Below are 19,426 nucleotides of genomic sequence, written 5' to 3'. Positions count from 1 at the left end.
TCAAGAATGCTCCGGCGACCGATGTGCCGACAACCATTCTTGAAAGCTAGGCAACGCGGCGCCACCGGGCTTGTCGGCACCCGGCCCCGCTGCGTTTTCGAGGGCTTCTCGGTCAGCCTTGCGCTTTTCGAGCCACTCCTTAAATTGAAGGAATCGCTCGCGCGTGCGTTTCGCCTGTTCGATGACCTCCGGGGGATTGCCAGCGGCGATGCGTTCCTCGATCTTCATGTGGTTCGCTAAGACCGTGTCGGCATTGTTCAAGACATAAGCACGAGCGGCGGCGATCTGTTCAATGCTCAGATCGTAGAGCGTGGCGATATACTCCTCGGTCACGGTGGCGTCGAGAAAGTACGGGAGTAGTTGGTAGACGGTAGTTCGCGTGCCCAGAATTTCCGGTCCTCGGCCGCGGTTATGGATCATTTCTTCGCCCATGCGTTTTCTCCTTGGCATCAGCCTTCAATTGTAGCGCAGGACTGTGGAAGCAGCAATCGCGCTGGGTCTGCACTGTTGGCTGCTGCGGACGCTGCTACAACGCGGAAACGTTCGAAGGCGGCTAGACCAGTGCGACAAACGAGACGTAGCCACCGATTGCAAGCCCAACGATCCATAGCGTCCAACCCACCAAGCGCGCCCATGTCGGCGCCGGCGGTCCACCAAGCTGGTGAAACACGCCCCGACAGAGCCGCGGCTCGACAATCCCTGCGAAGCCCACCAGCAAAAGAGGCGGGGTAACGAATAGCAACGACGGATAGTACTGTCGATTTGACAGCATTGTGGCGACATTTAAACCAGCCAGGACCATTCCGCTCGCGAAGAGAACCGCTGCATATTTTCGGGGTGAGGAGAGCTTGCTGCGTGAACCCTGAGATGTTGGCTGTTCGAACTGCTGCAGTGACATAGCAAGTCGCATTCGCGCGCGATTTTTAAGTGGTTGTAAGAGGTCTTCACGTCACTCCCGCCATCGCCGCCAACTGCACCACCGACCGGTTCTGCTCTTTCTCCAAATACGCGCGGCCTTTCTTCACGTTCAAATGGTCCCAGGGAAGCCGGGCGTCGAGCGCGAACGGGCGATGAAGCGCCGACTCTACATCGACCCCGGCGTCGCCCATGGCCTGCCACCACCGCTCACCATTGAAATGCTCGCGCCAACTATCAAGCCGGGCACCACGCCGCCACGCCAGCTCCAAGGCCTCAGCCACGCGGCGGTCGCCGCGGCTGAGCACGCCTTCCAGCAGGCTCGTTTCCACGTCGTGGCACTTGATCCACACTGAACGTAGCCGCCGCTTCTGCTTGAGATACTGGTGCGCCCAATGAAAATAGTCGCGCGTCTGCATGCCGTTCCATTGATACGGCGTGTGGGCCTTGGGCACGAAATTCGACACGCTGGCCGTCACCTTCACAAAATGCCCCGTCTCTTCCTTGCCGATCCGTGAGATCGTTTCGGCCATTTCCACGATGCCGTCGAGATCGGCCGGCCGCTCGCCGGGCAGGCCGCAGAGAAAATAGAGCTTCACCTGCCGCCAACCGAGATGAAACGCCTGGCGGCAGCCCGCGTACAGGTCTTCGTTCGTGATCTTCTTGCGAATCTGCTCGCGCATGTCGTCGCGGGCCACTTCGGGGGCCAGCGTCAGGCCCGACAAGTCGCCGAACATCGACATCAGCGTGGCCACGCCCTTAAGCTGCTCGTTGACGCGGAGACTTGGCAGACAAATCTTCACGCCCAATGGCTGAAACGTCTCCTGCATCCGCTTGACCAGTTCTTCGAAGTGCGGGTAGTCGCTGGTCGAGAGCGACAACAGCGAAATCTCCGATTGCCCGGTGTTGCGGTAGGTTTCGAGCGCCGCCCGCACGATCGTCTCCACCGAACGGATCCGCAACGGACGCTTGATGACGGTGCTTTGGCAAAACCGGCACTGCCACGGGCAGCCGCGCATGATCTCGATCGCGATCCGATCGTGAACGCATTCCACGAACGGCACGATCGGCGAAGTGGGCAGCGGGATGGCATCCAGATCGTCGATCACCGACGGCTCGATCGTCGCCGGCACATCGTCGCGCGTGCGGCGCAGGGCGATCTGCCGGCCGGTGTCGTCATACTCCGGCTCATAAAATCGCGGCACGTAGGCGTAAGGCAGCGTGCGGGCCAGTTCGGCCAGGGCTTCCTCACGATCGACGTGGGCCTGCTTGAGCGTCAACCACAAATCGCAGATCGCCGGCAAGCTCGGCTCGCCGTCGCCCGTGACGAACAGATCGACGAAGGGGGCCAGCGGCTCGGGGTTCTGGGCGCACGGTCCGCCGGCGATGATCAGCGGCTGGTCCATCGTCCGCTCGACCGAGCGCAAAGGGATCTTGGCCAGATCGAGCATCGTGAGCACGTTGACGAACGAAATCTCGTACTGCAACGTGAAACCGAGCACGTCGAACTCGGCCAGCGGCGTAAACGTCTCCAGGCTATACAGCGGCACCTCGTGTTTGCGAAGCTGCTCTTCCATGTCGGGCCAAGGCGTGAAGGCCCGCTCGCAGGCCCACTCGTCACGGGCATTCATCAGCGAATAGAGCACCTGCAAGCCGTGGTGGCTCATGCCGATGGTGTAGGCGTCGGGGAACGCCAGGCAGAGCTTGCCCTGAATCTGGCGGTGGTCTTTGCGGACGATGTTCAACTCGCCGCCCAGATACTGGGCGGGCATCTGCACCTTGGGCAGCAGGCGGCTGACGACGTAATCTTTGAGGCGTTGGTTAAGCATATTGGCTTCCTGGTTGGTCCGACGCTACAATTATGCCAGAAACGAGGCGTGCGCTGTAGTGCGAGCCAATCCAGAAAGAGGTTTCCTGTGCCAACTGTTCGACTTACCGATCCTGACACGTTTAACCATGCGGCCGAAGTCCTGGTGAGGCTTGGGGGCACGTTTGAAACATGGGGAGTCGGGGTGTTGGTCGTTAGCCCATACCAACAGGCCGTCCTCGAGAAAGCGGGGATTGTGTCAGAAAATGAGGAGAAGAGTCCGGCGAATGGCAAAAAGAAGGCGCGTTCTCGATCTAGCCATTCTCAATAGTATCCCGCCGGAATCGCTGCGGCTTCCGAGCTTGGAACAAGAACTGCTTCACGGTCCGGCGTATCGCTACACGGCTCCCCGATCAGCATGGTGCTCCGGTTGTCGATCGAAATATCTGGATTCAAGTCTATGCGCGGGTCGAAACCGAGGGCGTCGGCAACCCGGCCGATCTCTTCTTCGGATACTTGAAGTCCCTGCTCAAAACCGCCGCGTATATTGAGCAAGATGAAATTCTGGTTGAACGCGCTCACGTCGAATTGTTGCCGGCAATTCGACTTCCGAGGATTGATCGGGTTTGATTTCTCCGCTTCTTGCACAATGCCGCCACTCGAGCCTGACTTTTTTGCCCGCGACACCGTCACGGTGGCCCGCGACCTGATCGGGGCGACCATGATCGTGGGCCGCTGCCGCTGCCGGATCGTCGAGACCGAGGCCTACACGACGGACGCGGCTTCGCACTCGGTCACGCGGCGTCACAAGGCCACGATCATGCGCGACACCTTCGCCCACATTTATGTCTACAAGATCTACGGCGTCCACTTCTGCCTGAATTTCACCACCGAGCGCGAGGGAGTGGGGGCCGTGCTGGTCCGCGCGGCCGAACCGCTGGCGGGCATCGACCAGATGGCCAAGCGACGCGGAACAAGTGACGTCAAGAAGTTGCTCAACGGTCCCGGCAGGCTGTGCCAGTCGTTGGGCATCGACACAAGCTGGAACGCGCGGCCGCTGGGACGCGAGATCAGGCTGATGGCGGCCGACTTCACCCCGTCCATTCTAGCGGGTCCGCGCATCGGCATCACCCAGGCCACAGAACTGGAATGGCGATTCTGCGAGCGCGGCAGCGCGTTCGTAAGCCGCGGCAGTGCGGTTCGTTCGTTGCCGAAGGCATGATACAATAGGGCAAACCGCACTGGTTCAAGCTGTGAGAATGCGATGTCGATTGCCGCACAACCGAGCGCCGAAGCCTTGGTCTGTCTTCACAACGTTCCATGGAAAATGTACGAGGCGCTGCGCGACGAACTCGAAAACCGCAACGTGCGCATGACGTACGACAGGGGATGGTTGCAGCTTATGTGTCCGTCGAAATTGCACGAGCGTCTGGGCAACCTGCTTGGCAGGCTGATCGAAGCCTGGACCGAGCAGGCCGGCATCGAGGTGCAGAATTGTCGGTGCATGACGCTTCGCCGCCTGGAGCAGGAACGCGGCCTGGAACCCGACAATTGCTTCTACATCGAGCATGAGCCAGCGGTGCGCGGCCGCGACGAGCTCGACCTGGAGCGCGATCCGCCGCCCGATTTGGCCGTCGAAATCGACGTTGCATCGAGCTCGGTCGGGCGGATGGAAATCTATGCGGCCGTTGGAGTGCCGGAAGTCTGGCGCTGGAAAGACGGCGGCATCGAGGTTTATCGCCTGGACCGCCGCGGCCGCTATCGCCGGCGCGAGGGAAGTCTGGCATTGCCCGGCTTTCCCTTCACCGAGGCCGAGCGCACGTTGGCCCGCAGGCGTTCGCTCGGCGATCACGCGCTGGTCCGGGCGTTTCGTAATTCGCTGTTCAGGAACAAGAAATAAGCCGGCATGGCGACCGTTGAACCACTTTTGCGTGAGGCCCGAGTCCGGTTGAGCAATATCGACTGGCAGACGTACCTTACTTTGCGCGACAACGATGACAACCGAAACGTGCGAATGACCTACGATCGAGGAATCCTGGAAATCATGTCTCCCTCGAAGCGGCATGAACGTGTTGGCTATTTGCTGGGCCGATTCATCGATGAGTGGACGGACGCGTTCTCCATTCGGGTGCAGGCTTGCCGTTCGATGACGTTTCATCGCCAGGACGAAGAGCGCGGCCTGGAACCCGACAACTGCTATTACTTGGAGCGCGTCGAGCAGGTGCTCGATCGCGAAGAGATCGACCTGGCCTGCGATCCGCCGCCCGATCTGGCGATCGAGGTCGATGTGAAAAGCGGATCGCGCGGCCGCTTGCCGATCTATGCGTCGTTGGGCGTTCCAGAAGTCTGGCGTTGGTGGAATGACGGTATCGAAGTCTATCGCCTTGGCCGCCGCAGCCGCTACCAGCGCCGCGACGCCAGCGAAGCGCTGAACGGTTTTCCGGTCGCAGCCGCCGCCGAGATTCTTCGCGACAAGTGGGGAAGCGATGATGGCCAAATCATGCGTGCGTTTCGCAAATTGGTGCGTCAGCGAAAGGGTGCGGCCGACCAGTCGAGTTCGTAGAGCAGGTGCCCGCTGGGCGCCATGCCCAGCCGGCGATAGGTTGCCAGTGCGGCCGCGTTGTGTTCTTCCACATAGAGGCGCAGGCCGCAAACTTCAGGAGTGGCTTTCGCCAGCTCTTGGATGTGCTGGAACAACGCCCGAAATACGCCGCGCTGCCGGGCGTCGGGCACGACGTACACGCTTTGAATCCACCAGAACAGGCCGGCCCGCCAATCGCTCCACTCGTACGTGAGCATGGTCTGCCCGACGACACGGCGCTCGATTTCAGCTAAAAAGTAGCGGCACAGCTCCGGCCTTTGCAGCGCCAGCCGGACTCCACGGTCGACCACGCCCGGCTCGAGCCGCTTGCCTTCCGATTCCCAGGCCAGGCGGCAATTGAAGTCGGCGATGATCGCAGCATCGGCAGGTGCGGCATCGCGGATACAAATCGTCTGCTGGCCGCTGGAAGGAATCTCGCTTTTGCTCATCATGTTGATACGATAGCGGAATCCGGCCGTGACTGGCAATCGCCCGCTTGCTCCGCAAGCGGAACGGCAATCCAGGGCCAAGGCGTCTTCAGTGGGGAGGAGCGCAGCCACTGCAAAGCCCATCCGCTCACGGAGTGAGCGGGCTACGTGGTGGGCCGGCGCTCGCAAGCTCGCTGGCCCCACCTTACACACAATGATGAAGATGATGATGAGCCATCGCCGTTCCCTGGTGCGTCGCTTGATCGTGTTCACGGCGGCACTATTGATATGCTTCGAGGTACCTCTCCAGGCAGAGGAGCCGCAGCCACTCACAGAAACCTGGCGGCGAATCGAGCCCTTCACGGTGCCGCCCGCGGAGTTCGCCGGAAAGTTCGGCCCGTATCGTTCGCCGTTGAACTTCTTCGACGGCAGCCGCGTGCAATCCGCCGACGACTGGCCGTGTCGCCGCCAGGAAATACTGCACCGCTGGCAGCGCCGCTTGGGAGCCTGGCCGCCGTTGCCAGAGCGGCCCGAGGTGACGCCGATCGAAACCGTCCAGCGTGACGGTTTCGTGGAAGAACACATCCGCATCCAGGTTTCGCCTTCCGGAACGGTGGTCGACGGTTATCTCCTTGTGCCGCCCGGCGACGGGCCGTTTCCCGCTGTGCTGGTTCCCTTCTACGAGCCGTTGACCAGCATCGGTCGCGGAGCGAAAGGCCACGGGAGCCACGACTATGGACTGCAACTCGTGAAACGCGGCTTCGTGACGCTCTCGATCGGCACGCCGGGCACGCCCAACGAGCTTGGCGGCGAAACACGGAAGCTGCTGGTCGAGGCCGCCGAAGGCGAGGGAATTCAACCGTTGACGTTCTTGGCCTACGTCGCCGCAAATTGCCACACGGTGCTGGCACAAAGGCCCAAGGTCGATGCCCAGCGGATCGGCATCATCGGGTTATCGTATGGCGGCAAGTGGACGATGTTCGCCTCGTGCCTATACGACAAGTTCGCCTGCGCCGTCTGGTCGGATCCGGGCATCGTCTTCAACGAGCAGAACGCCAGCGTCAACTATTGGGAGCCGTGGTATCTCGGCTACGATCCGCAGGTGCGGCGCACGCCCGGCATCCCTTCTCCGGACAATCCGCGCACCGGCCTCTACAAGGAGCTGATCGAGGCCGGCGACGACCTCGTCGATCTGCACGCGCTGATGGCGCCGCGGCCCCTGTTGGTTTCGGGCGGCACGGAAGATCCGCCGCGAAACTGGCCGGCGCTCAATCACCTGATCGCGGTGAATCAGGTCCTGGGCTACGAGCACCGCGTGGCCATGACGGCCCGACCGACTCACGTCCCCACGCCGGAGGCGCTCGCCATTGAGCTGACGTTCCTGGAGTTTTGGCTCACGGGTGGACAACCGAAACGCGTGGCGGACGGGGCCGAGAAACGCTAAGCAAGGCGAACGCTTTCGGAACTCGCGGCGTCAATGCGTGCCTGTTCTTCGGGCGAGCGATCAATCTTCACATATCGGTGGCTGGATTGCATCATAATCACGTAGGCTCAGGGGCATCGTAGGCCGTGAGCGGATAAATGGTCAGCGGATCGTCGAGTACCTTCTCCCATAATACCGCCAAATGGCGTCCAGTCGAAGTGAAGTATAGCCGAAAGTCAGTCGATTGCCGCTTGTGCGGCTTATCGTCTGCGGATTTCGACGGTTCAACAGAACCTCCTCGGCCTCTTCCTCGGTCACTCCGTGCTCGGCGAGGTGCTGCACGTTTCCTTTGGGGTCGTCCGGTAGGTCCCAAATGATGTTCATTTATTCCTCAGCGGCGTGGCCGCATTCCACATGCGAGGATTATGCACGCTGGGCCTGATTCGTTACGATTCGACTTGCTACCATAACGGAAATCTTGCACGAGCCCTTGCCATGAATCAACCGAGGAACACAACTATGTCCCTTGACTACCGAACCGAACACGACTCGATGGGCGACGTGCGCGTGCCCGCCCAGGCCTACTACGGCGCACAGACCCAGCGTGCCGTGGAAAACTTTCCCATCTCCGGCCAGCCGTTGCCCAAAGAACTGGTCCACGCCATGGGCCTGGTGAAGTTTGCCTGCGGCGTGGCGAACCGCGATCTGGGCAAGCTCACGCGAACCGGAAAGAACCGGCTCGACGACCAGCAGACGCAGGCCATGCTCGACGCGTGCCGCGAAGTGGCCGCCGGCAAGTTCGACGATCAGTTTCCCATCGACGTTTATCAAACCGGTTCCGGCACGTCGAGCAACATGAACGCCAACGAGGTCATCAGCAATCGGGCCATCGAGCTGCTCGGCGGCGACCGCACGCAGACGACCAAGCCGGTACACCCCAACGATCACGTCAACATGGGGCAAAGCACGAACGACACGTTTCCCACGTCGATCCACGTGGCGGTGGCGATCGGCATCCGCGAGCGGCTGCTTCCGGCCCTACAGCGGTTGCACGCGACGCTGGCCGACAAGGCCCGCCAGTGGGACAAGATCATCAAGATCGGCCGCACGCATCTGGCCGACGCCACGCCGTTGCGGCTGGGCCAGGAGGTCGGCGGCTTTGCCCGGCAGATCGAGCTGTCGATCGAACGGGCCAAGCGGGCCGAGCAGGCCGTGCTTGAACTGCCGGTGGGCGGCACCGCGGTGGGAACGGGCATCAACACCCACCCGGAGTTCGGCCGCCGCGTGGCCGCCGTGCTGGCCAAGGAGACGCAGATCGACTTCATCGAGGCGGCGAACCACTTCGAGGCCAGCGCCCAACGCGACGGCTTGGTCGAATGCCACGGTCAGTTGCGGGCAGTCGCCGTGACCTTATTCAACGTGGCCAACAACATCCGCTGGCTCGGTTCGGGGCCGCGTTGCGGGTTTTACGAAGTGAAGCTTCCCGACCGCCAGCCGGGCAGCTCGATCATGCCCGGCAAGGTCAATCCCGTGATGTGCGAGAGCATGATGCAGGTGGCGGCCCGCGTGATGGGCAACGATCAGGCGGTGGCGATCAGCGGCGCCGGCGGCGGGCAGTTTCAGCTCAACATCATGATGCCCGTGATGGGCCACTTAACGCTGGAGAGCATTTCGCTTTTGAGCGGCGCGACGAACGCCTTCGTCGATTTTTGCGCCGTGGAGATGGAGGCCAACAAGGAGGCGTGCGAGGCGTCGGTCGAAAAGAGCCTCTCGATGGTGACGAGCCTCAACCCCTTGATCGGTTACGAGAAGTCCGCCGCGCTGGCCAAGGAGGCGTTCAAGACCGGCAAAACAATCCGCGAGCTATGCCAGGAGCAGAGCATCTTGTCGCCGGACCAGCTCGAAAAGGCGCTCGATCCCTGGAACATGACTGAGCCGCACTAGCGCATGCAACTCGAAGCGAGCGAATGGTGCAAACCGTGGCAGCCTTCCAATTGGCTTGGCTGCTCGCTATCCGGGTCAGGTCATGAGGTAACCCCCACCATTGGCTAACTGGCAGATTCTGTCAGTTGATCGGGTGTTCCGACGTCTCGCCGGCAAGCCAAGCGAAAGATCGTCGCGATCTAAAACACTTGTGAAGAATAAAAGCATTCAGCGTCATGGCTGGGGTCATTTCGCTTCATCGCGGACGTGCTTGTGGCAATCGACGCAATTGAGCGTGAGTTGCACGTAAGCCAAGGCGGCCCCGTCCAGGTTCCGCTCGTCAGCCGCCTTCGATAGCCGCCCGGTGATCTGTTGGAAGTCGGTGCCGTAGTCGCGATACTCGCGCGTCTGCGGCACCCGCCAATTCTCGTCCTGGCTGAGCGCTCCCAGCTTTTGAGCGTGCTTCTTGATCAGCCCGAAATCGGCCAGCGCCACGCCTTCGAGCAGTTTCTGCGAATGTTCCAGCTTGAGCCGCATGAAGGTATCGACCTCGGCGGCGGCATCGGCGCCGTTATCCTTATCCGCCGCCGTTGCATTGGCGGCGGCCCGGCGCGGGCTTTGGCCCTCTCGCCTGGCCGCGCTCTCACGCGCGCCGGCACTCAGCACGGCCACGGTGACGATCATCAACGGAACGGCCACAATCGCTCGCATGGTTCTCTCCTTGTTAATCAGAATCTCGCTCCCGCGCAACGCACACCTTTGGGATACGCAAGTGCGGGGCCAAGCCGGATCTCGACGAATTCGTGCGGTTTTCGGGCCGTCCGCCGCAATGGGCAAGGCACAAGCCGCACGCTGCGCGCCGTTTCGCACGTCGGCCGTGAGGATGGAAAAGACTGCCGAAAAACGCGCCTTGAACCGATTTACTGGAGCAGCTCCGCCAGCCCGCCGAGCAACACGGCTTCGACCTCGGGAGCAACTCGCGATACGCGAGACGTCTCGTAGCCGCCTTGGCCGTAGGCGATCGAGGTGCCGATGTAGCCGGGGCCGTAATCGCCATAGGCCGCCATACAGACAATGGTGTCGGGCTTCAGCTTCTCGGCGGCAAGCTGATACTCGACGAACAACTCGCCCGGCATGTGTACTACGTAGGTGGGGCCGAGTTTCAAGCAGCTCAACTCGATCTTGTGCCCGGCACGGCAGCGCCGCAGCCACGCCAGGTCGCGGGCCGCACGCACGCGGTCGCGCACGACGGCCTTGGAGTCGGTCAGCACCGCTTTAAGCTCCCCCTCGTCGAGCGTGTCGCGCGGCGGCAGGGCGACGGCGACCGTCCGCCAGCCGATGTCCGTGGCCGCAATGGGGAACTTTTTGGTGTTCTCCCAGGCTTTCTGCATGCCCGCCGCGAGTCGCTCGGCCAGCACCGGCCGCATTTCGCGGGAGCCGTCGTTGTACTTGCCCGCCGTCACGTTGCCGCTGGCCCCGTTGAAATGCACGTGCATCGCGTCGGGCAAAGCCTTCTCGCGCAGCGAGCGGGCCATGCCGACAAAATCGGCGCTCACGCCGCCGGCGCCGTAATAGCTTTGCGGGTGCGTGGTATAATAGGTCACCGAGGCGATCGCCCGATCGCCGTCCCAGAAGCTGATCAGCCGGCAATCGGGGTCGATCACGCCTTCCGGCTCGGCGCGGATTTTTTCATCCTTGCACGAGCTATAGCGGACGAACTTCACTTTGCCGTCGGGTCCCATCACCCGGCGATTCGAGGCCACGCCTTCCACGCGGCCGACGCCGACGCCGACGTGCGTGACGAGCTGAAGCCGGTCGCGCGCTTCGCGCACCGCGGTGGCCACGCGGTCGATGGCCTGGTGCGCGAACGCCACGTGGAAGCAGGCGCCGGAGAGTCCCTGTTGGGCGAGCAGCTCTTCGGCCTCGAAATCGCAACCGGGCGCATCGTGCTGATGCAAGCAGTGAACGGCCACGCGGCTGGGGTCCGTGCCGGCCGCTTTGGCGATCGCGCTGCGCCAGGCGTCATAGCCGCCGTTGCCGATGCCGACCCAATCGACGGCGCAGAGCACGATGGGCTGGTCGTCGGCCACCAAAACAATTCCCCGCGCCGAGAGCGGATCGACGATCTCGCTGGCGGGCGGGCAAAGGGCGTCGCACAGCGGCGTGCCCAGCGGCGGCGTAACATCGACCTTGAACGCCGCCACGCGCAGCGGCGCCGCGGCGGTCACGGGGTCGCAGCAAAGACTTAGCAGAAAAAGGAGGGCGGAGCGCAGGGTGGACATAAGTGTGCGTTAGGGTAGGTGCGTCGGATCTCAAACACGAAACATTGACACAAGTCTATCAGGCGCCTATGATTACGTCAATAACCTGCAACGGTCATCGTCAAGGCAGAATGATCTCCGTGCAGTTTGACAACGGCTGTTTTCTTCAGCGACAGTGTTTGGCAATTTCGAGTATATGGTGGTGGACCCAGTCAAGGCGTCCGCATTTAAGCAATCCCTTTTGGAGTTTTACAACAAGACCGCGAAACGACCGAGCATCCGATGGGTAGACAATGTTCCTGGAAATCGAAACGGGATGATCGACACGGTGACGGGTGAGATACTGCTCAACAACGATATACGAAACCGATTTCCCCAGCTCGCCGACGGCGTCGAAGTGGAGGAGCTACTCCATTTCAAGCAGCTTTCAAAGCAGCAATTGCTTGGGAAACCGATTGCAGGTGCCCAAGAACGCGCAATGGAAAATGAAATCGAAGGGCTTATGACGCAGAATGGATTCAAAGCATTCGACCCTTTTGCGAAGAGATAATACAAATGAATGAACAAGCGACTGATCGCTTAATTGTCGATACGTTGTACTATCGGCGGCCGACGCCTGGTGACTCCTGCTTCGTCTCAAACCTCGCAGGAATGGAACTGCTACGGTGTGACTCATCGGCGCTGGAACGTATTGAGCTGGTTTTACGCGGTCTCGTGGCACCGCCGTCCGCTTCACACGTCTCTGATGAATTCCTTGGATTAGACTACGTGCTTGGCGCATACGCGGTTATTGGGTCGCGGTACAATCCAGGCAGGATCGTCGCCTTTATGCGGACGATGCCCGTGGTATTACAAGCCGAATTCGTCGCTGTCCTCCCGGTCTTCTTCGGCGGAAGCGGTGACGATTACGATTTCGGTGTTGGGCCAACGGCGGAGCTTGTGGCATTTGTTGATGAGTCTCGTAGCTCGGGTGCCGAGCTGTTACGGACGGCGGCGATGCGCGCGATCCCGTTCTTGACCGCGCAAGCCAAGGGGCGAGGCAGCGCACAAATGCTGAAATCCGTATGAAGTGCGGCGGTAGCGTGTGCTTTTGCCGCTCCGCCTGCTACAATGCCGCTCTTTGACTTGACCACTGGGTCAGGAGGACCAACTCCATGGCCGACGGCACGACCGCTTGCTCGATTCTCGACGGACTCGATCCCCAATAGCCCGCGGCCGCCGCGCAGGGCGATGGGCCGCTGTTGATCGTCGCCGGGGCGGGCACCGGCAAGACACGCACCCTCGTGCATCGCGTGGCCCACTTGATCGAGCAAGGGACCGATCCCAGCCGCATCATCCTGCTCACCTTCACCCGTCGCGCCGCCGCCGAGATGCTGCGGCGATGGACGGCGTGCTGTGACCAAAAGCGATAAGCGGTTTCCAATCGCCCATCGCCTAACGCCTTTCAAACAAATCGCCGCCGGGGCCGCTTGCTTTAGCCCGTAGGGGCGGGTACGATGGCCGGCGGTTCGCGTCCTTCCGCCTTGGTGGTTTTGGGAAGCGTCAGTAGATGCACGAGGCTTGAGCTGTGCCGCAACACTCGCGAGAAACCGGCTTCGATTCCTATCACAAGTGGCTCGGCATTCCGGCGTGGGAACAGCCGCCGAACCACTATCGCCTGCTCGGGCTGACGAACTTCGAATCGGATCCCGATGTGATCGAGTCGGCGGCCGATCAGCGGATGGCCCACGTCCGCACGTTTCAGTCGAGCGTGCATTCCGCCCAATCGCAGCGGCTGCTGAACGAATTGGCCGTGGCCAAGCTGTGCCTGCTCAACGCCGAACGCAAATACGCCTACGACACGGAGCTCATGTCGAAGCAGCGTTCGCCGCTGGTGGCGCCGCAAGCGAAGTGGCCGGTCATCATCCCAAAGGCAGTCGATCCTGCGCCGATCGAAGTCGCGCCGCCGGCCAAGCGTCGCCGGCCCAAGATCGTGTTGCCCGACGTCGTGCCGACGCCGTCCGACGCGCACAGGACTTTGCTCTTCGCCGCTGGCATTGCCGGCATCGCCGTCGCCGGTTTTGTCTTCTACAAGACCCGCGACCACTCGTCGACTCGATTAGAAATAACGCCAGAAAAAGCGGCATCGGCAAATAAACTGGTCAAGGACGACGCCGAAAAGGCCCGCGCGATTTTCGAAGCGCGCGAGGCGGCGGACAACGATGGTTCAGCCCGCGCGAAAAGCGTCAGCGAGGCATCTGGCACATCAATGGACGATTTCTTTGCGGGCGATGCGAAGTCCTCGCCGCCGCCGAAAATTTCCAGCGACGACCCCGCGGATTTTTTTGCCGATGGGGACCAAGCGCCTCCGGCTGCGATGGGTTCGACCGCCGCCGACGCCGCCATCGACGACTTTTTCGCTCCTGACGGCGACGGCAAATCAGCGACCGACGATTTTTTTTGGTGAATGACGAATGATCCAACCACGGATAACGCGGTTGGCCACGGATCGTGGAGCACCGAAGGTGCGTCATTCGATAGCCCAGGGTGCAGCGCAGCGGAACCCTGGGTAATCGGACAACCAAAACCGCCGTAGCCCTGAAAGGGCGTTACTCCCCGGCGAACGACGCTCGGCAATGGATGAACGAACCATGATTATGCGAATTCGACTAATCGCCATCGCTTGCATCGTCCTTTTCCTGGGTGCTCCGCTCTTCGCCGAGACGGCCACCGCTACCGGCATCATCGAAGGAGTCGATGCCAAGGCGCGCACAATAACGGTCCGCCGAAAGACCGCCAAAGGCGAGAAAACCGCCACGCTCACAGTCGCTCCCCAAGTGGAGGTGCTCGTCGACGGCCGCCGCAACGACTTATCCTGGTTGAAGGCCGGCCAGACGATCACAGTTAACTACGATACCGCCGCGAAGCAAGTGATCTCCATCACCGTCTCGCCTGCGAAGCCGTCCGGCGATTCGTCCGTGGCCGACGACGAGGCCGACTTCGAGCCGATCTTCAACGGCAATGACCTCGACGGCTGGGACGGCGATCCGAAGTTCTGGACGGTCAAGAACGGTGCCATCACGGGTCAGACGACACCCGGAAACCTAGCCAACCGAAATACCTTCATCATCTGGCGGCAGGGCAACGTCGGCGATTTCGAGCTACGGCTCTCCTATCGCATTCTGGCCGGGAATTCGGGCGTCCAATATCGCAGTAGCGATCTAGGTGATCACGTCGTTACGGGTTACCAGTGCGATATTGAAGTCGGCGACAAGTATTCGGGCGTTCTGTTCGAGGAGGGGGGCCGCGGAATTCTGGCCCAGCGAGGACAAAATACAACCGTTGGAGATAACCATCAGCCGCAAGTGACCGGGGCTGTCGGCGACTCGGCCGAGCTACAAAGGGCGATCAAGAAAGAAGGCTGGAACGACTGCACGATCGTCGCCCAAGGCAACCGTTTGCAGCACTTCATCAATGGCAAACAGATGATCGACGTGACCGACAACGATCGCCAGCGGCGGAAGATGAGCGGCGTGGTCGCCTTGCAGCTTCACGCTGGTCCGCCGATGACGGTCCAGTTCAAGAACATTCGCTTGAAACGAACGGTCGGCAAGAATTTCGCGCCGCCGCACTGAAAAACGGAGAACGGCCATGTCTGACACGATACGGATTCTATCCGGCACCCTCGTGCTGCTTTCCTTTGCAGCCCCGCTCCGCGCCGAAACTGTATCGGCCACCGGCATCATGGAATCCGTCGATGCCACGGCGGGCACCATCACCGTTCGCCGCAAGACTGCCACGGGCGAAAAATCGGCGCAGTTCAAAATCACGCGTGCTACGAAGGTTCTTTTCGATGGCGCCGTATCCGGACTACACCAATTCGCGGTGGGCCAGAAAGTCTCCATCGTTTACGACACGAAGGCGAAGCAGGTCACCAAGCTGGAAGCATGGTCGTGGAACGCCGGCAGCCCTTCCACTGCTGGACAAGCAGTTCCGCAGTTCAACCGCGATCTGCCCTACGCGGAACCTTCCGACCAGCTCCAGACGCTCGATATCTACGCTCCGCCAAACGCGGACAAATTGCCCGTGATTCTCTGGATACACGGCGGCGGTTGGCAAACGGGTGACAAATCGGAGGTGAACGGCAAACCGGGGGCCTTCAACGAAAAGCGGTTCATCTTCGTTTCCATGAACTATCGGCTTATGCCGGCAGTCGAGATGGCCGCAATCGTCGGCGACGTTGCCAAGTCGATCCGCTGGGTGCATGACCACGTTGCGCAGTATGGCGGCGCCCCCGAGCGCCTCTTCGTGATGGGCCATTCTGCCGGCGCCCAGCTTGCGGCGCTGGTCTGCACCGATGAACGTTACCTCAAAGCCGAAGGGCTTTCCCTGGCCATCATCAAAGGTTGCGTGCCGGTCGACGGCGATACCTACGACGTACCGCTCATCATCGAGACTGCCGCCAGGCGTCGCAGGGCGCTCGGCCAACCCGAACCGATCTTTGGCCACGACCAAAAGTTCGGCGGCAATCCAGCGAAGCACCGCGATTTCTCGGCCGTCAACCATGTCGCCCGCGACAAGGGAATCCCGCCCTTTCTGCTGCTGCACGTGGCCGACAACGTCGATACAACGGCCCAAGCGGGGCGTCTCGCCTCGGCGTTGACCAACGCCGGCGCGTTTGTGCAAGTCTTCGGAGCCAAAGCTACCGACCATCGTCGTATCGACGCTAATCTCGGGCTGGCAAACGATCCTTCGACCGAGGCCGTTTTTCAATTTCTGATGAATCGGCCGACATTAAGAGTGACCAAATGATGTATGCCACTAAGCGATGGGTCTGCCTGATTGCCACCGTTGCGATTTTTTCTTCGGGTCCATCGGCGATTGCCGAGACTGTTTCCGCGACCGGCACCGTTGAAGCGGTCGACGCCGCGCGGGGAACGGTGACGGTGCGCCGCAAAACGGTGAACGGCGAAAAGACGGCCACGCTGACTGTCGGGACGGCGGCCCGAATTGTCGACGAGACGGCGCAGCCCACCGAGCTTGGATCTCTGGCGAAGGGAGATCATGTCGAGCTCGCCTACGACACGGAATCGAAGGCGATTACAAGAATCCGAATCGTCCGGCGCGCCGCGCAAGGGCGAGACAGTGCGGCTGCCGCCGGCGGTGTGCCGCTCTTCAACGGCGACGACCTGGAGGGATGGAGTTTTGTGACGGCGCCGAAGCTGAAGCGAATCAATGCGGACCTTCGCTTTGACGAGTGCTGGGGCGCAGACGCCCAGCGCCATGTGCTCTTTGCCACCGGAAAAGGACATACCTGGTTGGAAAGCGCCGGGAAATATGACGATTTCGTTCTCTCGCTGGAGTGGCGGTTCGTGCCCGGCGCGCAGCGCGACCCAAACGGCGGCGGTGTCGTCATTCGTGCCTCGGGCATCCATTCCTGGGGCATCGACCCGCGCGGAATCGAGGTCGACCTTTCCGAAGAACACACTGGAGCTTTTATTTGCTATGGAACACCGCTGGCAAACGGCAAGAAGCGAGCAGTCGGCGAAGGTACACAACTGCTCGATGTAATGCGTGAGCCGGAGCTGAATCAACACGGTGAATGGAACAGTATCACGATCCGTTGCCAAAGCGACCGTATCACCGTGAGCGTCAATGGCAAACAGGTCAACGAGGGTAGCGGCGCTCGTGCAAAGCAAGGCGCGATCTGCCTGCGCAGTCAATCGTCGGCGATCGAATACCGTAACGTTCGGCTTACGCCCATTAATGTCGGCGTGAGTGCCGCCGCCGCTGCACGCTCGCTCGTGGGCGATTCGCTCGATGGCTGGCGGGCATACGGATCGAACGATACGCCAAAGTGGCTGGTCGAAGACGGTGTGCTGGTCAACTATGCTCAGGGGCCGTGGTTGGCGACGAAAGAAGAGTTTGGCGATTTCGACCTGCACCTGGAGTTTTCGCTGCCGCCCGAGTGCAACTCCGGCATTTATTTGCGCGGCCGGTACGAGATTCAGCTCATCGACTCGGCCGCCAGGGTGCAGGGCCGTCCACCCAAGCCCGTGCAGCGCTGTGGGGCGATCTACGGGCAAACCGCTCCTTCGCGCGACGTCTACAAAGGACCGAACCAGTGGAACACGCTCGACGTGCGGATCGAGGGCAAGACCGTGACGGTCCGTATGAACGAGGTGACCGTAATCCGAGAGGCGAAGCTCAAAGGTGTCACCCAGGGTGCCCCGTTCAAAGATGAGCCGAACCGAGGGCCGATCGCCCTGCAGTCGCACGGAGTCACCGGAGCAAAGTTTAGGAACATTACCGTCACGCCACGTTAAATGCCGAAAATCGTCCGAATCGCCGTCGCAGCATCGCTGCTTTTTTCCTTCAGCAAGTCGCTCTCCGCGGAAACGGTGACGGCCACGGGCGTCATTGACGCGGTCGATCGGTCCTCGGACACAATTACCGTTCGCCGAAAAACCGCGACAGGCGAAAAGACCGCCAAGTTCAAACTCGGCGGCGCCACCAAGATTCTCTTCGATGGCCAAGTCTCGGGCCTGCATCGCTTCGAGGCCGGGCAAAAGGTGGAGGTCACCTATGACACCAAGGCGAAACAGGTAACGAAGCTTGAAGCGTGGCCCGATTCCCCTGCCGCAGACAATGTTCCGCCCGACGGCTTTGTGGCTCTCTTCAACGGCAAAGACCTGACTGGTTGGAAGGGCGTGCTCGCCCCGCCGCTCGATAATGCCGCGAAGCGCGCGAAGGCGTCGCCTGGCCAACTGGCCAAAGCGCAACGAGAAGCAGACATCGAGATGCGCAAACACTGGAGCGTGCGCGACGGTGTGCTCGTTTTCGACGGGCAAGGCAGCAGTCTCGCCACCGTCAAGGATTACGGCGATTTTGAATTGTGGGTGGACTGGAAGATCGAGCCGCGCGGCGACAGCGGCATTTACCTGCATGGCATGCCGCAGGTCCAAATCTGGGACACGGCCAACAATGCGGCCAAAGGCGTCGGCTCCGGCGGGCTGTTCAACAACCAGAACCATCCGAGCCGGCCGCAGGTCGTCGCCGACAAGCCGGTCGGGGAATGGAACACGTTCAAAATCACGATGGTCGGCGAGCGCGTGAACGTCACACTGAATGACGTCGTTGTCGTCGACAACGTGGTGCTGGAAAACTTCTGGGAGCCAAAGAAACCGGCTTACTCAACCGGCCCCATTGAGTTGCAAAAGCACGGCAGCCGGCTTTACTTCAAGAATATCTATCTCCGCGAACTTGTGCGCGGCGGGGCTGAAAACGATGTGAGCGCCGCTGACGCAGACGGAAACGCCAGCGAACTTTTCAACGGCAAAGACCTAACGGGCTGGTCGCTTAAGAAACCCAGAGAGATCGGCATCGACAACCAATGGTTTGTTGATCGCGAGCGAAAAGTGCTGATCAGCCCCGGTGGCAACGGCTCGAATTGGCTGGAGAGCGAAAAGCGCTACAAGAACTTTCTGCTGTCGCTCGAATATCGCTTTCCGCCCGGTGGCCAGCAAGGCGGCAACGGCAGCGGCGTCGTGGTTCGCGCCGGCAGCCTGGATGGCCGCGGCCATAATCCTCGCGGCATTGAAATCGAGCTGCACGCAAAAGTACTCGAGCAAGGGACGGGGACGTATGTTTGTTATGAGAGCCCGCTAAAGACCAAGACCGAAGAGTGCAAACCCGGTCAACCCATTGCCAAGCTCGTGCCGTTCAGGTTCGTTCAGAAGCCGACCGGCGAGTGGAATAAGCTGGAGATCGAATGCGACGACGATCGGATCACGGTGAAGGTCAATGACGAGGTCGTGAACGAGGGAACCGGGGCGAAGGTCGTCGCGGGCAAGATTTGCTTGCGGAACCAGAGCACGGCGGTTGAATTTCGCAACATCCGCATCAAGTCGATTGAATAAACCACGTGGTGGATCCGCTTCAGTGTCAACATTGGCTCACGCGTTTATTCGCCATCTCGGGTCGGGGAGGCGGTGCTGGCGACATTAGCACCCAAGGGCTAATCCGCAACCGCCGGCTAGCCACCTAGGGCCGGAATCTCCCGCTCCGCGAACGCCCAATCAATAAGGTGCTCCCACAAGCGGCGATTCC

The 19,426-nt window shown here is 61.0% G+C and carries 19 protein-coding genes and 1 pseudogene; 13 read left to right on the top strand and 7 right to left on the bottom strand.

Annotation, left to right across the window (positions count from 1 at the left end; translation table 11 throughout):
* The 3 genes from VNH11_07210 to VNH11_07200 form a co-directional block, all read right to left on the bottom strand.
* Complete coding sequence (locus VNH11_07210; protein ID HVA46146.1) at positions 1-432, bottom strand: hypothetical protein; 432 nt, start codon at positions 430-432, stop codon at positions 1-3.
* A 512-nt stretch (positions 433-944) separates the two neighbouring features.
* Positions 945-2,744, bottom strand: a complete 1,800-nt coding sequence (locus tag VNH11_07205; GenBank protein HVA46145.1) for a TIGR03960 family B12-binding radical SAM protein — start codon at positions 2,742-2,744, stop codon at positions 945-947.
* A gap of 302 nt (positions 2,745-3,046) precedes the next feature.
* Positions 3,047-3,370: a hypothetical protein gene (locus VNH11_07200; protein ID HVA46144.1), complete on the bottom strand. Its 324-nt coding sequence runs from the start codon at positions 3,368-3,370 to the stop codon at positions 3,047-3,049.
* Between the two features lies 1 nt (position 3,371).
* Between VNH11_07200 and VNH11_07195 the strand changes: the two genes are divergently transcribed.
* The 3 genes from VNH11_07195 to VNH11_07185 are packed head-to-tail and all read left to right on the top strand — an operon-like array spanning position 3,372 to position 5,285.
* The gene (locus VNH11_07195) at positions 3,372-3,944 is read left to right on the top strand and encodes a DNA-3-methyladenine glycosylase (GenBank protein ID HVA46143.1); all 573 of its coding nucleotides are present in this window, start codon (positions 3,372-3,374) and stop codon (positions 3,942-3,944) included.
* 42 nt (positions 3,945-3,986) lie between these two features.
* Positions 3,987-4,622 carry a Uma2 family endonuclease gene (locus tag VNH11_07190; GenBank protein HVA46142.1) on the top strand — a complete coding sequence of 212 codons (636 nt, stop codon included), beginning with the start codon at positions 3,987-3,989 and terminating at the stop codon, positions 4,620-4,622.
* Positions 4,623-4,628: 6 nt separating this feature from the next.
* Entirely contained in the window at positions 4,629-5,285 is a 657-nt protein-coding gene (locus VNH11_07185) for a Uma2 family endonuclease (protein ID HVA46141.1), read from the top strand.
* On the opposite strand, the gene VNH11_07180 is transcribed toward VNH11_07185, so the two are convergent.
* Complete coding sequence (locus tag VNH11_07180; protein HVA46140.1) at positions 5,249-5,755, bottom strand: GNAT family N-acetyltransferase; 507 nt, start codon at positions 5,753-5,755, stop codon at positions 5,249-5,251. The two genes, VNH11_07185 and VNH11_07180, sit on opposite strands and share 37 nt — an antisense overlap.
* Positions 5,756-5,954: 199 nt before the next feature.
* Between VNH11_07180 and VNH11_07175 the strand changes: the two genes are divergently transcribed.
* A complete protein-coding gene (locus VNH11_07175) occupies positions 5,955-7,175 on the top strand; it encodes an acyl-CoA thioester hydrolase/BAAT C-terminal domain-containing protein (GenBank protein HVA46139.1) in 1,221 nt (406 codons plus the stop codon).
* Between the two features lie 141 nt (positions 7,176-7,316).
* Here the strand turns inward: VNH11_07175 and VNH11_07170 are convergent, their stop codons facing one another.
* Positions 7,317-7,538, bottom strand: coding sequence for a hypothetical protein (locus VNH11_07170; protein ID HVA46138.1), 222 nt, complete (start codon positions 7,536-7,538; stop codon positions 7,317-7,319).
* A gap of 135 nt (positions 7,539-7,673) precedes the next feature.
* On the opposite strand from VNH11_07170, the gene VNH11_07165 reads away from it, so the two are divergent.
* Positions 7,674-9,098, top strand: coding sequence for a class II fumarate hydratase (locus VNH11_07165; protein ID HVA46137.1), 1,425 nt, complete (start codon positions 7,674-7,676; stop codon positions 9,096-9,098).
* A gap of 225 nt (positions 9,099-9,323) precedes the next feature.
* Here VNH11_07165 and VNH11_07160 read toward each other — a convergent pair whose 3' ends face one another.
* Both VNH11_07160 and VNH11_07155 read right to left on the bottom strand, forming a co-directional pair.
* Entirely contained in the window at positions 9,324-9,788 is a 465-nt protein-coding gene (locus VNH11_07160) for a hypothetical protein (protein ID HVA46136.1), read from the bottom strand.
* 209 nt (positions 9,789-9,997) lie between these two features.
* Positions 9,998-11,359, bottom strand: a complete 1,362-nt coding sequence (locus VNH11_07155; protein ID HVA46135.1) for a hypothetical protein — start codon at positions 11,357-11,359, stop codon at positions 9,998-10,000.
* A 181-nt stretch (positions 11,360-11,540) separates the two neighbouring features.
* Here VNH11_07155 and VNH11_07150 point away from each other — a divergent pair, with 181 nt between their 5' ends.
* The 8 genes and pseudogenes from VNH11_07150 (at position 11,541) to VNH11_07115 (ending at position 19,236) form a co-directional block, all read left to right on the top strand.
* A complete protein-coding gene (locus VNH11_07150; GenBank protein ID HVA46134.1) occupies positions 11,541-11,888 on the top strand; it encodes a hypothetical protein in 348 nt (115 codons plus the stop codon).
* Between the two features lie 5 nt (positions 11,889-11,893).
* Positions 11,894-12,406 (top strand): hypothetical protein, encoded by a 513-nt coding sequence (locus VNH11_07145; GenBank protein HVA46133.1) that lies wholly within the window; start codon positions 11,894-11,896, stop codon positions 12,404-12,406.
* 158 nt (positions 12,407-12,564) lie between these two features.
* Positions 12,565-12,750: pseudogene (locus tag VNH11_07140) on the top strand (UvrD-helicase domain-containing protein).
* Positions 12,751-12,905: 155 nt separating this feature from the next.
* Positions 12,906-13,784, top strand: coding sequence for a hypothetical protein (locus VNH11_07135; protein HVA46132.1), 879 nt, complete (start codon positions 12,906-12,908; stop codon positions 13,782-13,784).
* Positions 13,785-13,974: 190 nt separating this feature from the next.
* Positions 13,975-14,952 carry a DUF1080 domain-containing protein gene (locus tag VNH11_07130; GenBank protein HVA46131.1) on the top strand — a complete coding sequence of 326 codons (978 nt, stop codon included), beginning with the start codon at positions 13,975-13,977 and terminating at the stop codon, positions 14,950-14,952.
* Positions 14,953-14,968: 16 nt separating this feature from the next.
* The gene (locus VNH11_07125) at positions 14,969-16,129 is read left to right on the top strand and encodes an alpha/beta hydrolase (protein ID HVA46130.1); all 1,161 of its coding nucleotides are present in this window, start codon (positions 14,969-14,971) and stop codon (positions 16,127-16,129) included.
* Positions 16,126-17,643, top strand: coding sequence for a DUF1080 domain-containing protein (locus tag VNH11_07120; protein ID HVA46129.1), 1,518 nt, complete (start codon positions 16,126-16,128; stop codon positions 17,641-17,643). The genes VNH11_07125 and VNH11_07120 overlap by 4 nt, the downstream gene beginning before the upstream one ends.
* Entirely contained in the window at positions 17,644-19,236 is a 1,593-nt protein-coding gene (locus tag VNH11_07115) for a DUF1080 domain-containing protein (protein ID HVA46128.1), read from the top strand.
* The last annotated feature ends 190 nt before the right edge of the window (positions 19,237-19,426 follow it).

The organism is Pirellulales bacterium (assembly GCA_035533075.1).
In the GTDB taxonomy this organism is placed as follows: domain Bacteria; phylum Planctomycetota; class Planctomycetia; order Pirellulales; family JAICIG01; genus DASSFG01.
The sequence above is the reverse complement of the archived record's forward strand: the minus strand, read 5'-3'. Positions and strand labels throughout refer to the sequence as shown.

Excerpts from the sequence above, each read along its gene's own strand:
- VNH11_07210 (HVA46146.1), bottom strand. The coding sequence starts at position 432 with ATGGGCGAAGAAATGATCCATAACCGCGGCCGAGGACCGGAAATTCTG.
- VNH11_07205 (HVA46145.1), bottom strand. The coding sequence starts at position 2,744 with ATGCTTAACCAACGCCTCAAAGATTACGTCGTCAGCCGCCTGCTGCCC.
- VNH11_07195 (HVA46143.1), top strand. The coding sequence starts at position 3,372 with ATGCCGCCACTCGAGCCTGACTTTTTTGCCCGCGACACCGTCACGGTG.
- VNH11_07190 (HVA46142.1), top strand. The coding sequence starts at position 3,987 with ATGTCGATTGCCGCACAACCGAGCGCCGAAGCCTTGGTCTGTCTTCAC.
- VNH11_07185 (HVA46141.1), top strand. The coding sequence starts at position 4,629 with ATGGCGACCGTTGAACCACTTTTGCGTGAGGCCCGAGTCCGGTTGAGC.
- VNH11_07180 (HVA46140.1), bottom strand. The coding sequence starts at position 5,755 with ATGATGAGCAAAAGCGAGATTCCTTCCAGCGGCCAGCAGACGATTTGT.
- VNH11_07175 (HVA46139.1), top strand. The coding sequence starts at position 5,955 with ATGATGATGAGCCATCGCCGTTCCCTGGTGCGTCGCTTGATCGTGTTC.
- VNH11_07170 (HVA46138.1), bottom strand. The coding sequence starts at position 7,538 with ATGAACATCATTTGGGACCTACCGGACGACCCCAAAGGAAACGTGCAG.
- VNH11_07165 (HVA46137.1), top strand. The coding sequence starts at position 7,674 with ATGTCCCTTGACTACCGAACCGAACACGACTCGATGGGCGACGTGCGC.
- VNH11_07160 (HVA46136.1), bottom strand. The coding sequence starts at position 9,788 with ATGCGAGCGATTGTGGCCGTTCCGTTGATGATCGTCACCGTGGCCGTG.
- VNH11_07155 (HVA46135.1), bottom strand. The coding sequence starts at position 11,359 with ATGTCCACCCTGCGCTCCGCCCTCCTTTTTCTGCTAAGTCTTTGCTGC.
- VNH11_07145 (HVA46133.1), top strand. The coding sequence starts at position 11,894 with ATGAATGAACAAGCGACTGATCGCTTAATTGTCGATACGTTGTACTAT.
- VNH11_07130 (HVA46131.1), top strand. The coding sequence starts at position 13,975 with ATGCGAATTCGACTAATCGCCATCGCTTGCATCGTCCTTTTCCTGGGT.
- VNH11_07125 (HVA46130.1), top strand. The coding sequence starts at position 14,969 with ATGTCTGACACGATACGGATTCTATCCGGCACCCTCGTGCTGCTTTCC.
- VNH11_07120 (HVA46129.1), top strand. The coding sequence starts at position 16,126 with ATGATGTATGCCACTAAGCGATGGGTCTGCCTGATTGCCACCGTTGCG.
- VNH11_07115 (HVA46128.1), top strand. The coding sequence starts at position 17,644 with ATGCCGAAAATCGTCCGAATCGCCGTCGCAGCATCGCTGCTTTTTTCC.